General features: G+C 54.7%; 8 protein-coding genes. All 8 read left to right on the top strand.

The features are described 5' to 3' along the window. The first annotated feature begins 9 nt into the window (after positions 1 to 9). Positions 10 to 2,358 (top strand): hypothetical protein, encoded by a 2,349-nt coding sequence (locus tag B4B27_RS07550; protein ID WP_290725251.1) that lies wholly within the window; start codon positions 10 to 12, stop codon positions 2,356 to 2,358. Positions 2,359 to 2,370: 12 nt separating this feature from the next. Further along, positions 2,371 to 4,566, top strand: coding sequence for a hypothetical protein (locus tag B4B27_RS07545; protein ID WP_290725249.1), 2,196 nt, complete (start codon positions 2,371 to 2,373; stop codon positions 4,564 to 4,566). Positions 4,567 to 4,575: 9 nt separating this feature from the next. Further along, a complete protein-coding gene (locus B4B27_RS07540) occupies positions 4,576 to 5,637 on the top strand; it encodes a hypothetical protein (RefSeq protein WP_290725247.1) in 1,062 nt (353 codons plus the stop codon). 10 nt (positions 5,638 to 5,647) lie between these two features. Beyond that, positions 5,648 to 6,694, top strand: coding sequence for a glycoside hydrolase family 18 protein (locus B4B27_RS07535; RefSeq protein WP_290725244.1), 1,047 nt, complete (start codon positions 5,648 to 5,650; stop codon positions 6,692 to 6,694). Positions 6,695 to 6,837: 143 nt separating this feature from the next. Next, positions 6,838 to 7,854 (top strand): T9SS type A sorting domain-containing protein, encoded by a 1,017-nt coding sequence (locus B4B27_RS07530; RefSeq protein WP_290725242.1) that lies wholly within the window; start codon positions 6,838 to 6,840, stop codon positions 7,852 to 7,854. Between the two features lie 93 nt (positions 7,855 to 7,947). Beyond that, a complete protein-coding gene (locus tag B4B27_RS07525) occupies positions 7,948 to 9,372 on the top strand; it encodes a glycosyl hydrolase family 8 (protein ID WP_290725240.1) in 1,425 nt (474 codons plus the stop codon). Between the two features lie 164 nt (positions 9,373 to 9,536). Further along, positions 9,537 to 11,732: a cellulase family glycosylhydrolase gene (locus B4B27_RS07520; protein ID WP_290725237.1), complete on the top strand. Its 2,196-nt coding sequence runs from the start codon at positions 9,537 to 9,539 to the stop codon at positions 11,730 to 11,732. After that, the gene (locus B4B27_RS07515; protein ID WP_290725234.1) at positions 11,732 to 13,606 is read left to right on the top strand and encodes a glycosyl hydrolase family 8; all 1,875 of its coding nucleotides are present in this window, start codon (positions 11,732 to 11,734) and stop codon (positions 13,604 to 13,606) included. Before B4B27_RS07520 ends, B4B27_RS07515 begins: the two co-directional genes overlap by 1 nt. Positions 13,607 to 13,622 lie beyond the last annotated feature (16 nt).

The following is a 13,622-nucleotide window of genomic DNA, read 5'->3' as shown; positions in this document are numbered from 1 at the left end:
GTTAATGGTATGAAAATGATGTATAAAATATTGTTATCTCTCCTTGTCACTGCTTCTGTCGCGTCCGCACAGTCGGATTACGAGATGAACCAGCTGTTGAAAGCGAAGCAGGATTCCCTTGAAGCAAAGCGCGGCCTGGAAATAGGCGGAAGCGTTAAGGGCTTGCTCGTCAACTCCTACATGTCTTCCGACCAGGAGAAGGCCGAAATTAACAAGATGCCCAATGTCGAGCGCTCCCAGTTCGTGACGGCCGACTTGGACTTCCATTTCCGCCCCTACGATGCGGCCCGTTTCAACATGATTCTCCGCTTCCAGGCGGGCATGCAGAACTACTTCGCGAATTCCGCGAAGAGCATCTCGGTCGCATGGTTGAATATCGAGGGCAATGTCGGAAAGGACTTCTACTGGGTGGTCGGTGACTTCCGCCAGCAGTACAGCCCCCTGACCTTGTTCTCCCCATCGGGTATCGATGGACTCCTTTACGAGCCGCTGATTTTCACCAGGGGCCGCGACATGGCGATAAGCGATGCCATGATCGAAGGCAACCAGCGTAACCTGCAGGGTATGAACCTCCAGTTCCGCCACGACTTTGGCGGCTACGCCGGTGAACTCCGCGCGGAAGGCATCTTTGCCCGTCTCCGCCGCGTTCAGCTGCTCGACTTCTCGGGTGCGAACGGCAACCTCCTGCCGAACGGTGGCGATCCCATCATCAACAACGGTATGATTTATCCGGGCTCCTACCAGTCCGCCAACATGGACAAGTGGCTGTTGAGTGGAAACTTTGAATACCTGCCGGTCAACAAGAACGTCTTCGTCGGCTTTACCGGCATGTACGTGTTCGACGACAGTTCCTCGTTCACGCTCACTTCCCGTCCGGAATATCACGAATTGATTGTTAACGGCCAGCTGCAGTATGCGACCGACACGGAATTGATGGACAAGATCAACAACCCGACCCAGTTCAGTGCCGGCAAATACCAGACAGCCCTTATCAACCCGCTTGAAACGGAACCGCAGCGTACCACGATCATGGCTGGCCGCGTCGGTGCCGATGTCGCCGGAATCATGAAGAACAGCGCGCTCACCTTGGACGTGATGGGCGAATTCGCCATGTCAAACGACAAGCTCTACGAATACGTGACGGTCGTGGATCCCACGACGGGCGCTCCTGCGGTTGACCCTGCGACGGGCGCTGCCGTTATTCAGAGAAACGAAATCGACGACAACGGCATGGCTATCCTCGCGACTTTGAACGCGGGCTACAAGCTGCCGATGGGCCTCGACTTGCAGCTTTCCGTGAACTACATCAAGAACGACAGCAACTGGTACAACAACCTTGCCCAGTCTCCGCAGTTCTTCGCTTCGCGCATCCTGAATACGGACAAGGACGGGAACACGATCCGTTTCGGCGTGAATTCCCCGCTCTACTCCACCTTCGGAGCCCTGTATTACTTCGACCCGAAGTTTACTCCGGTTTCTACCCAGCTCGCGAATACCGACGACCCGACAATCAAGGGCCAGACCAACAGCTACAACATTGCTCCGTTCAACAAGAATTCCTGGAGCAACTACGTGTACACCCGCAAGGAGCTGATGCTTTTGAGCACGATGCTTGACCCCGCGGTGCAGATGAGCCTGCCCAACGGTCTTGCGACTCCGAACAGGAACGGTATCAAGGCCGACCTCAAGGTGGGCTTCAAGAACTTTGTCGAAGTCGGCGCCCTGTTCTCGATGCTCAACCAGGACAAGAGCGACAACGTCATCATGAAGGAAGCCCAGTTCATGGAATACGGTGCCGGGCTCAAGTTCGATGTCTTCAAGATGCTTAACTTTAGCCGCCCGCTCGAACTTTCCGGAAGCTACAAGCATTCTGTGAAGACCCAGGAATTGACGGACGATGGCAAGGCCGTCCTCCCTGTCCCCGACAAGGGTGAGCTGAGCCTCGACTTCATCAATGCCGGGCTCTATGTCCAGTACATGCCGCGCCTCGGCTTTAGCGCCGGCCTGCAGATGATTGACATGACTCTCGATGCGGTTTCTTCCATGAGGGGCGCTCCGGGATATGTGAATCCGCTCCTGAAGGGCAAGCAGATGCAGTGGATGGCCGGTCTCGACTACACGGTGGGTGACGGCGTCTACCTGGCCCTGAACTACGGCTGGATTACGACCGAAAATACCTACAATACGACTTCCGGAGTTCTCGGATCCAACATGCCGGATTACGCCGATATCATGGTGCGCGATGCCGATGGCAACGTGGTGAAGGACCCCGAGAGCGGCAAGAACGTCACTGTTCCTGAATATACGCACAAATTCTCCCAAGCTGTGGTTCAAGCAGTCTTGAACGTCAAATTTTAAGGGGGACGCAAGATGAAATGGTATAAGGATATGTTTAAGATGACCTCCAAGATTTCGCTTCTCCTGTGCGGAGCCATGGCCTTTGCCTATGCCGAGGATTCTACCTTGGTAGAAAAGCAGAAGAGCCTTGTCGGAACGCTTGATTCTGCCAATGCTTCCGTGATGGGGCTTCGCGTGGGTGGTACGGCCAAGGCCGGCGTCCTTTCTTCTACGCTGAGTTCCGACCAGCTCCTGGGCGGGATGGATTCTCGCGAAAGCCAGGCGTTCTCCGATGTGAACTTGGTGGTGAAGGCTCGCCCGAGCGAAGAGACCGAAGCGAAGGTCGAACTCCGCCTGCACAAGGATTGGCAGACGGCCTACGAAGAATCGGTGAACCCGATCATCGGCCACTGGTTCAGCTATGACGGCAAGATCCTGAACAAGCACGTTGACTTCAATTTGGGATACATGCGCGTCGGCTATACTCCGCTGACGATTTACGTGCCCCAGACCGAAATCCTCCAGGAACCGGAGATTTTCGCGTCCAAGCGAGTGGATGCACTTGCCATGCGCTCCCTGGATACGTCTTCCAACCGCCTGCTGCAGGGTCTCAACTTCAAGTACAACAGCTTCGATCTCGGCCCCCTCTCCAATCTCTATGTGCAGATGACGGGTGCCCGTATCCGTAACATCGCCAAGAAGAACGACGAAGTGTTCTTCGACTTCGACTGGAGCGACCGCTACCTTGCTGGCGCCAACCTCGGTGTCGAAGCGTTCGGCGTGACCCTCGGTGGAAACTTCGTCTACACGTTCGACCGCGAGAAGACATCGCGTTCCCGCGACGACTCCCACATTGCGGCGTTGTACTACGAAGACAACATGGTCTATTCCGGAATCTTGAACTATGATTCCAAGGACCTGATCATGGGCGGTGCGCTGCATGCGGGCTTGAAGTCCGAAATTGCGGGCTCTCGCTGGACCTACAGCGAGGATGCCTACCGTCAGGATACAATTGAATCTTTGGGCGTCTACGGCATCGGCTACGAAAAGTTCGACGAGAACGGCTTTGTTCACGACGATACGAACGCTATCGACTACGATACGCTCTTCTATGTTTACAAGAATACGACGACCGAATACAACTGGCACAAGAGCAAGATTGACGAACGCAAGGGCATGGCCATCAACGTGTCGCCCTATGTGAACGGCAACATTGCAAAAATCAAGTTCGATGTGCTGGGAACCATCGTGATGAACGATGAGGAGTTTTGGTCCGAACAGGCTGCGTCCAGCTACTACGAAGGCAACAAGTCCATCCTTAACGGCGATGCGCTGATTACGGGTGCGAACGAGGCCGTCGTGGAACGTTTCCGTTACGGAAGCCTCGAGAACATGTACTTCGCCCTCTACAACACCAACGTGCTGCAACAGCAGAACTTGATGAGCAAGAACGAAGGGGCAGCCATACTCGACCAGGGCGATGCTACTCATCAGAGAAAGGACTCCTACTACACCTTCGGCCGCCTGAACAACAACTACAAGCTGGGCCACTTCTACAAGAACGGCTACAATGCGGTCGCCTACAAGTACCAGGAATACCTGGCGGCGAAGGAATTCGTGGACCCGTCCGTGAACATGGCGATGCCCATGGGCCTTGCCACTCCGGACCGCAAGGGTTTTGCCGTGAGCGCGAATGCCGGCTGGAACGATGTCGTGACCTTGAACCTCCGCTTCTCGAAGTATAATGCGGAAGCTTCCGACAACGACTTCACGACCATCGGTGCCGGGCTCGGCTTCAATGCGGCTCCGCTCCTTGGCCTCGACCGCCGCCTGATCCTCCAGGGCTCCTTCGAAAGCAGCGAAGAGAGCGCAAACCTCAAACGCAAGACATCCCGCTTCGTGGGTGGCCTCACGGCCGATGTCTGGGGCCCGTTCTCGGTCCTCGGTGGCTTGCAGATGCTCACGAAGGAATTCGGCGATAACGGCCTCGCCTTGAACGAAGCCGGTACGGTCGTCATCAACGACGTGAACGAAATGCTCGCCATGGGCGGCCTCCAGATCAAGCTTGCCGCCGGTGCGAAGCTCGACCTGCAGGGTGGCCTCATGACCAACAAGGTCAACTACACGGTGAACGGCCTTGCCGAAGATGGTGTGACACCTGTTTCTGCAGGTGCAGAACTGAGCTTGGACAAACTGTTGCTCATGGGCAACGTTACGATTTTGTTCTAGGAGATGGATATGAATACGAAACTTAAACTTGGTTTGGGTCTGGGCTTGGCTCTCGTGCTTGGGGCCTGCTCTGCAGATAGCATCGACGCCCCCATTTCCGAAAACTGGCCCGATGACTTTTCGCTCTCGGAATATGCGAGGGCAAACCCCGATTTGGGTATTTACCAGAGTGTAGCCGCGGTTGCGGATTCCAACAAAGCCTATTTGACGGTCATCCGCGAAAAGATGCTGGATTCCTTGCTGCAGGTTGCCACTACCTCAAAAGATTCCTCGAACGCGACCCTCAAGGTGTCTAAGTTCACCATTTCCATGACCGACGAGGCCTCCGTGTTTTTCGACGATTCTGTCGCCGTCAAGACGATATTCACGGATTACGCGCTTCTCGACGAAGAATGGTGGCCGGGGCTTTCTGCACTTGTCAACGGCATGTTCATTGTCGACCCGGTGACGGGGGACACCACGATTGACGCTCTCAATGGCCCCCGTGCCATGGAATACCGCGAAGCCTTCAAGAAGTTCCACCGCTACGGATTCTCGGCAACTCAGGATCTCGCGTTCCTGAAATCCGTCAAGGTCGATTCTAGCCTCATCGAGAAGCAGTACATTATGGCGGGCCGCTACGAGGGCCGTCCCTACCGCTTCTGCCATGAAGGCGAAGCGAACATCAAGAAGCTCGATGTCCAGGTGGTATATGACACCATTCCGGACGGTATCAAGACCTACGTGTTCAAGGATACGATTCTCCTGATCGAGCCCGAGAGATCCACGTGGAAGTATGCGCTTTCCAATGGCGATACTTGCGTTTCCGAGATGGCCTGCGGCAAAAAGATCGAAGAAGATCCTACACTGAGCATCACGGATACCATCAAGCCCCCTCCAACCGAGAAGCCCGATTCCATCAAGGTCGATTCTGTCTTTACGGACAAGATAAACAAGAAGACGACCATCAAGCCGATGAGCGAGAATGCCGTGGCTCCTGCAGGCAACAAGGACCGCGTGTGGGATTTCTCCGCCGACCTGTATTGCAGGAACGAAGCCGATTGGGAAGTTTACTTGATCGAGAATCCGTAGAGAGGTTATTATGAAGAAGATGTCATTGCTTGCTATTGCCGCCCTTGCCGCCGCCGCCATTGCGGCTCCGTTTAAGGTCATCGGCTATTTCCCCTACTGGGCCCAGTATAGCCAGTTCATGCCGAAGGATGTCCGCTACCAGTTCGTGACGCATATCCATTACGCCTCCCTGGCTCCGGCCGAAGACGGCTCGATCGCGTTTGCCGACGAGAACGATGCCCCGCAGTTCGAAGAACTGGCGAAGAAAGCCGCTGAAAACAAGGTCTCCCTCATCGCCTCGATTGGCGGCTTTGAAGTGGAAGGCAACCTGAAGGCAATCGCCGAAGACGATTCCAAGCTTTCGGCTTTCTGCGACGCCGCTGCCGAATGGGTCGAGAAATATAACCTCGGCGGTGTCGAGCTCGACTGGCAGAACGCCACGGGCGAAGACGCTGCCGCTATCGGCAAGCTGGTCGGTGCGCTCAAGTCCAAGCTTTCTTCCAAGGAAGTGGCCGTGCTCACCTACGCAAGTTCCATGGATGCTTATTCCGATGCCCTCAACCAGGCCGATTACGTGGTGCTGATGCTCGGCGACCAGATGAGCGATTCCGAATCCTCGGTCAAGCCTAACCTTTCGAAGCAGGATATCGCAGGCGCTGTCGACGGTCTCTCCGGCAAGGGCGTTTCCAAGGACAAGATTGTCCCGGTGGTCTCCCTCTACGGTAAGTCCTTTGCTGGGGCTTCGGGTCTCGGTTCTTCCCATCAGGGAGTCGGCAGCGGAAACGAAGGGTTCATCCCCTACAAGGAGCTGATGAAGAAGTTCGAAGCGCCCGACTACAAGGTCTCGTTCGACGAATCCTCGGCTTCCGAAGTGGCCGTGAGCGATGCCGAAACGATCGTGTTTACGGGAATCCCTTCGATGAAGGCCCTTTGCGGCCTGGTGAAGGACGAAGGCTTGGCAGGAATTGCCGCCTACGATCTGAGCCAGGACCACAACGAAAGCATCGTTTCCCTGATGGTCACGATTGGCTTGCAGCTTCGCCCCGGGGTGGATTACTCCGGAAAGAAGAGGAAATAGTCGGGAAAACGCAGTCGTTTAGTGTGAAAAATCACAAACTATTGTAAAAATTCAAATTTTCCACTTTTTTTTCTTTGAAAAGAATATATATTTAACCACAAACCCTTTTCCCGGTGTCGGGAAATAAAAAAGAGAGAGATACTATGAAAAAGCAAATCCTTGCAACAGCAATCGCGTCCGTTGCTTCCCTTGCAATGGCGCAGACGGTAAATACGTCGATTTGGTTCAACGGCTCCGACCAGCAGGTGAACACTGGTGGAGACTGCGTCTACGAATACAACGAATGCGAATCCACCACCATGGGTTACTGGTACGACTACGATGACCGTAAGAACGACAACGGTGGTTCCTATGCCATGTATCCGTACGATACCACGGGTTACTATGGTTCCTTGATCGCTCCGGAAATCGAAAACCTCGGTTACGTGACCATCAAGTACCACCTGGAAGACCCGACCACTACTGGTCAGACGGCTGAATATCCGTACAACTTCGTTGGCTTCGGCTTCAACATCGTGGGCGGAACAAAGGCTCCTCTGGACATTTCCGCTGCCGGTGGCCTCTGTGTTACCTACACGGCTGATAACGCTGTCACGCTCGAAATTGCCGAAGAAAAGTCTGGCGATGCTTCCTGCTCCGTGACCCTCACGAAGGCAACCTCTCCGACGATGGTCAGCAAGACGATTGCCGACTTCTCTCAGCCGACTTGGGCTCCTGCAGGCAACAAGCTTTCTTCCTGCGCTGACGCCTTCAAGGCCGCCCAGTCCGTGAAGTTCAAGCTCGACGGCGGTGCTTCCGTAGCTGACGGTCAGCTCCGTATCTTCGAAGTTGGTCCTGCTGGTACTTGCACTGGTGCTGGTGCTATCAAGCCTGAACCGGCTTTCGGTTGCAAGGCTGACGGTGACGGCCATGCCGTTTGCACTGATGCCATCAAGGCTTCTGTTGCCGCTAGCAGCGTGAAGGCCATCGTTGCCAACCGCATGCTCTCCTTCACCGGCATCAACAACGGCATGTACGAAATCGTGAGCCTCCAGGGCCAGGTTGTGAAGAGCGGCAAGGTCGCTTCCTCCATCAGCCTCTCCTCCCTCGATGCAGGTGTCTACATGGTCCGCGTGTCCGGCAAGGCCGTCCACATGAGCCAGAAGATTCTCGTAAAGTGATTTAACTTACAGGAATTTTAAAAAAAGAGGTCCCCTTTAGACGGGGCCTCTTTTTTTATATATATTATGGAAAATTTTAAATTGTGAGGCTTTATGCGTTATTCCCATCTCCTGTTGGCGATGCCCTTGGCTTTTGGTCTTTATGCTTGCGGAGGCGACAGTCCGACCCATCCGCACGATCAGGTTCCCGTGTCTTCGGATGCTACCGGCCCGGGTCCTCTGCCCGCATCGTCTGCTGATGGCGGAATAATTCCGCCCCAGAGTTCCGCCGCCGTGGCCCCCGCGACAGTAAGCCTTGCCGCCAATGCGAACATCGCCAATGCGACGTCCCTGTATGCGACCTGGAAGGCCCGCTGGATTATGACGCTGCAAGACGAAAAGGCGGGCGGCTCCACCTTGAACTACGACTTGTTCGAAGGTCCGCGCGCAAAGGAACTTCTCACGGCAAAGATGGGCGCGTTCCATACGAACCCCGCCCGTGTCGTCTGGGATGGCGGAAACAAGAACCAGTGCGCCCTTACGGGGATGTCCAGCTGGAAGGGTACTTCCCTTACGGTGGCGCTTGCGAACAAGCTCGGCTGCACCGTTTCGGAAGGTATCGGCTACGGCATGCTTATAGCTTACTTCCATGGCGACAAGGAACTCTTCGATGCCCTTTGGGCCTACAATATCATTGCCCGCGACAACAACAACAACGGCCTGATGCCTTGGGAACTCCTCTCGTTTAGCGCTACGGTATCTACGGCTGCCGCCCTCGATGCCGACCTTGACGTGGCTACTGCCTTGATCCTTGCCTCCAGGAAGTGGCAGAACCCGCTCTACCTGAACGATGCGGTCGCGCTGATTGCCTCCATCAAGAACAAGGGACTCAATCCCAACAACCTGCTGATCCGTCCGGGTGATACGTGGGCGAACAAGGACGTCTACAACCTGAGCTACCTCTCCCCGGCAGCGCTCCGCCTGTTTGCGGAAGTTGACCCGACGGGTGGCTGGGATGCAATCCTTGCTGCGAACTACGCCTACATGATTAACATCCAGAACGCGGGGGCAGTCCCGCTGTTCCCGGACTGGTCCAATGCGGCCGGTCAGCCGGCCGACCCGAAGAACGGTTCTGCCGCGAACACCTACATGCTGTTCGACAAGGAATCCGTCCGTATCCCGTGGCGTATCGCGTGGGACTACTACTGGTATCAGAGTGCCGAATCGCAGCAGATTCTGACTGCCATGGCGAACTTCATTTCGACGGCGACGGCGAACAATCCGGCTTCGCTTCCGTCCACGTCGTACAACTACAGCACGGGTGCGCTTTCGACGAGCCAGACGGCCGGCGAGCACTATATCGGCATGTACTGCTTGATGGGATTCGGGGTGAACCCGACATGGCACAATGCCTGCTTCGACTACTTTACGCAGAAGGTGCAGGCATACCAGGCGGTGGGATACACGGGAACCTACTTCAAGGAAATCCTGACCATCATGTACAGCACGTTGATGAACGGCGGCTTTGTTAAGATTTGATAACTTTTTTGGAACGCTGAGTTCCAGGATTGTGTGAATTTCTTCACAAAAGCCCCTATTTGTCTACTGATGTAAACAAAGAATTTCTGAATGTGTGGTGTAATTTAGGGCTTTGAAAGTTATTTTTGTAATCGGATGTGGATTGCAAAAAAACGGGAGAGTTTATGATGAAAAAACTTTTATCGATAGCGATGTTGTCCTGCGCAGTGACGTTTGCGTCTGCTGCGGTAGATGCAAAGCCACTGCGTCTAGGCCCTGTTTCTGTATATGGAACGCTGGGTGTCAAGAGCGGCAAAATTGTAAGTCAGGCTAGCGGCAAGCAGGTGATGCTTCGCGGCATGAGCCTCTTCTGGTCCGATGCTACGGGATCGCAGTATTACAACCCGACCGTGATTAGCTGGGCTGCCGAAAAGCTCGGCATCGACGTTTTCCGCTTTGCGATGGGCATCAAGTGCTACAACAGCAATGGCGGCGACTGCCAGGCCAATAGCGACGATGCGATTATTTCCGCAAACTCCTATCTGGGAAACAAGGAAGGCAAGGAAGCCCAGCTCGACAACATGGTGAAGGCTGCCATCGAAAACGATATCTACATCATCGTTGACTGGCATAGCCACCGCGCCGAGAGCGAAAAGAGCTATGCGAAGGATTTCTTTGGCCGTATGGCAGCCAAGTACAAGGATGTTCCGAACATCATCTGGGAAGTCTATAACGAACCTGTCAATACCGATATGGGAACCATTGCTAGCTATGCAAACGAAGTGATTGGTGCTATCCGCAATAACGGGTCCAAGCACTTGGCCCTTGTGGGAACACCCTTCTATTCGCAGATGGGTTCCTGCTCGGGTGTGAATGACGCCAACTCTGCGTATGTGTTCCATTTCTATGCGGCATCGCATAGCTTGAATTCCTTCAAGGGGAATATCGAAGGCTGCTTGAATGGTGGAAAGGCTGTTTTCATTACGGAATGGGGCACGACCGATGCCAACGGTACGGGAAATGTGAGCTCTGGCGAAACCAACAACTGGACGAGCTACATGGACCAGAAGAACATTCCTAACTGCAACTGGTCCCTGCGTCATGCAACGATTGGCGGCAAGACCGAAGCTTCTGCCATGTTTGATGGCTCGACGCTCCTCAACTCGAAGGCTGCCTTGGATAATGCTAAGTATACTACGTCGGGTAACCTTGTCAAGAGCTATTTGACCAAGCACAACAACAAGAACTGGGCGGACTCGCTTGTTGCCGGCAAGAACACGGGCTCCTGTGCGTTCAAGGGCGCTTCGGCGAGCGAAATGGACGGAACCATTACGGGCAAGGCTGTAAGTTCCTGCACGTATACTTCCAGCGATCCGACCGTCGCGACCGTTGAAAACGGCACCATCAAGATTAACGGTGCGGGCTATGCCGTGATGACGGGTAACGACAATTCTCAGTCGGTCGTCTTGATTACGCAGGTTCCGGCCCAGACGTTCGAACAGGCCGCTATCACTTGCCGAGTTACTGGCGGCGGTGCCTGCAACAACTTTACGGGCAACTCCTCGGCCAAGCTTGAATACAAGATGAAGGTGACAAAGACCGTCGAAGGTTCCGATGTCACTTACGAATCCGACAATCCGAGTGTTGTCTCTGTGGCCAAGGCGACCTGCACGAGTTCCGAATGCTACGGCGACAAGGGTCAGCAGGTCTGGATTGCGACATTCAAATCCAGGGGTACTGCCAATATCCATGCGACGGCAAAGGCCATTTCTGGATACCGTGCCCTCGATACGACGATTACCTTCTCGCTTTTGAAGGCCGAGCAGACGCTCAATACCAAGTATTTTAAGGACCAGACCGTGGCGCTGAATTCCACGACGCAGGTCTTTACGCTGGAAGCGCACAAGGTCCCGGTCACCTATACCATCTACCCCGCGGGCTATGCCGAACAGCAGGGCGTGAACCTGATTGCCGGTGGCAAGAATGCGACCGTGATTATCAAGGCCGAAGCTCCCGAAAATGACCAGTACGAGTCCCTGCTCAGCTACATCAAGGTGGTTATCGGGACGGGCGATGTCGCGATGGAAGCACAGGCCTGGGCCGAAATCCAGGGGCAGAACTTCATTGCACCGAAGACCCAGAAGAACCTCGCCCCGACGGTCCGCATGAACGGCAGCCAGCTCGTAGTGGATGTGAAGCGCTCCGGGTTCGTGAAGGTCCAGGTTCTGGATGTCGCCGGCCGCAACGTCGTGAGCAACGTGTCGCGCTACATGAAGGCGGGCACGAACACGGTCGATCTTGCCAATGTGCCCCGTGGCCTCTACATTGTGGCTGTCAAGGACGGTTCTGCGATGCAGACTATTCGTTGGAGGAATAAGTAATGAAACGGTTATTCCTTGCAGGCCTCCTGGCCGTAAGCTCGCTTTCCATGGCAGCGGTTAAGTTCCCTTACCCGCAGGCCCAGACTTATCCCTATACTTCCAATATTGCAGATGTTTGGAACTGTTCCGGCCAGACTGCATCTACGATGCTCCTGAACCAGTTCGAAGCTTATCTGAAGGCCTATTACGAAGAAAGCGGCAACCAGGCCCGCATCAAGTTTGATGAAGACCAGTATACCGTTTCGGAAGGTATCGGCTACGGCATGATCCTCTGCGTTTACTTCAGTAGCAACACCAAGAGCTATCAGAGTCAGTTTGACAAGCTTTGGGCCTACTACAAGGCTCATTCTAACAACGGTGTTATGGACTGGAAGATCCAGGGCTTTGGTGGTACTGTCGGTTCTGGTGGCGCAACTGACGCCGAAGAAGATGTCGCGTTCGCGCTTGTCATGGCCTATCACCAGTTCGGGAACTCCCAGTACCTGAATGACGCGAAGACCTTGATTGCTAAAATGCGTACGAGCGAATTTGCCAGTGACGGTCGCCACAAGGTGGGTAACCAGTGGGACCCGTACCTGAACCCGAGCTACGTGAGCCCGGCAGCATACGAAATCTTCAAGGATGTCGATGACGCGAGCTTCTGGAGTAAGGCGATTTCGACCAACTACAATATCCTTCTGGGCAACCGCAATTCTTCGACGGGTATCCCGTCCGGTTGGGCGAATATGGGCAGTCCCTATTCTCCCATCACCGGTAACAACGGCTATAACTTTGCCGGCTATGACTACGATGCCGTGCGTGCCCCGTGGCGCTGGGCCTGGAGCTATGCGTGGTATGGACACTCCCAGGCGAAGGATTTGTCCGAAAAGCTTGCGAAGTGGGTGAGCACCAAGACGTTTGGCCAGCTCTACATCAACATGAAGACGGATGGTACGGCGAACCTGAACGGCGAACCCTGCAAGAGCAATGGTTGCAAGGCGAACGGTTCTTCGATCGGTTCGTTGAGCTCCGTGCTTATCGTAAACGATTCCTACCATGAATTGCTGAACACGAACTTTAGCGCCCTGATGGCTCAGCAGCCGGGTTATTTCCATTCCAACTTGCGTTTGCTGACGGGCCTCCTGATGAGCGGCAACATGGTGAACTTTGCGAAGGCGACTCCCGTGACCCCGAAGGAATTCGTGGTTCCGGAATCCTGCAACGAGGTTATCGAGTACCACAAGAACTCGGGCGCCTTCGGCTGGAATTCTACCTCTGTCGTGCTTGAAAACGAGACCAACACGAGTGTCCACATGGGTAATGTTATCCAGGGTGACCACCGCGAGGTCGTTCGCCATCTTACCGGCCTTACGGCGGGTTCCAAGTACACGTTGTCGTTCAGCGCTTCGCAGACTCCGGGATCTTCCCTCTGGCTGACCTATGCAGTCAATGGCGATAGCCTCAGCAACAAGTACTGCGGCGCCATGAAGAAGATGCCTATCGATATCACCTGCGAATTTACCGCTACGACTACCGATGCGTTCCTGTACCTGACCCTCAACAACTGGGATGACCCGCAGGTCGACATTAGCGGCCTCAAGCTCGTGGGCCCCGATGGCAAGGATCTGGTCGAGTCGGCCGCGCCCATCGCAGATGTCGCAAAGTCTGGCCTGGACAAGCTGAACGTGAGCGTGGATGGCAAGTCCCTCCTGATTCAGTTGCCGGGCTCCCAGACGGCTTCTGCGGCCCTGATGGACATGCAGGGCAGGGTTGTCTCCAAGTTCAGCGTGACCGGCTCCGAAAGGGTCTCCCTGAACCAGAGGCAGGGCAATTACGTGCTGATGGTGAAGCAAGGCTCCAACAGCTGGGTCCGCAATATCCGCATCACCGAATAGCGGTTCCCGTTCCTAG

The organism is Fibrobacter sp. UBA2449 (assembly GCF_002342555.1).
In the GTDB taxonomy this organism is placed as follows: Bacteria; Fibrobacterota; Fibrobacteria; order Fibrobacterales; family Fibrobacteraceae; genus Fibrobacter.
The sequence above is the reverse complement of the archived record's forward strand: the minus strand, read 5'-3'. Positions and strand labels throughout refer to the sequence as shown.

Excerpts from the sequence above, each read along its gene's own strand:
- B4B27_RS07550 (WP_290725251.1), top strand. The coding sequence starts at position 10 with ATGAAAATGATGTATAAAATATTGTTATCTCTCCTTGTCACTGCTTCT.
- B4B27_RS07515 (WP_290725234.1), top strand. The coding sequence starts at position 11,732 with ATGAAACGGTTATTCCTTGCAGGCCTCCTGGCCGTAAGCTCGCTTTCC.
- B4B27_RS07545 (WP_290725249.1), top strand. The coding sequence starts at position 2,371 with ATGAAATGGTATAAGGATATGTTTAAGATGACCTCCAAGATTTCGCTT.
- B4B27_RS07535 (WP_290725244.1), top strand. The coding sequence starts at position 5,648 with ATGAAGAAGATGTCATTGCTTGCTATTGCCGCCCTTGCCGCCGCCGCC.
- B4B27_RS07525 (WP_290725240.1), top strand. The coding sequence starts at position 7,948 with ATGCGTTATTCCCATCTCCTGTTGGCGATGCCCTTGGCTTTTGGTCTT.
- B4B27_RS07520 (WP_290725237.1), top strand. The coding sequence starts at position 9,537 with ATGATGAAAAAACTTTTATCGATAGCGATGTTGTCCTGCGCAGTGACG.
- B4B27_RS07540 (WP_290725247.1), top strand. The coding sequence starts at position 4,576 with ATGAATACGAAACTTAAACTTGGTTTGGGTCTGGGCTTGGCTCTCGTG.
- B4B27_RS07530 (WP_290725242.1), top strand. The coding sequence starts at position 6,838 with ATGAAAAAGCAAATCCTTGCAACAGCAATCGCGTCCGTTGCTTCCCTT.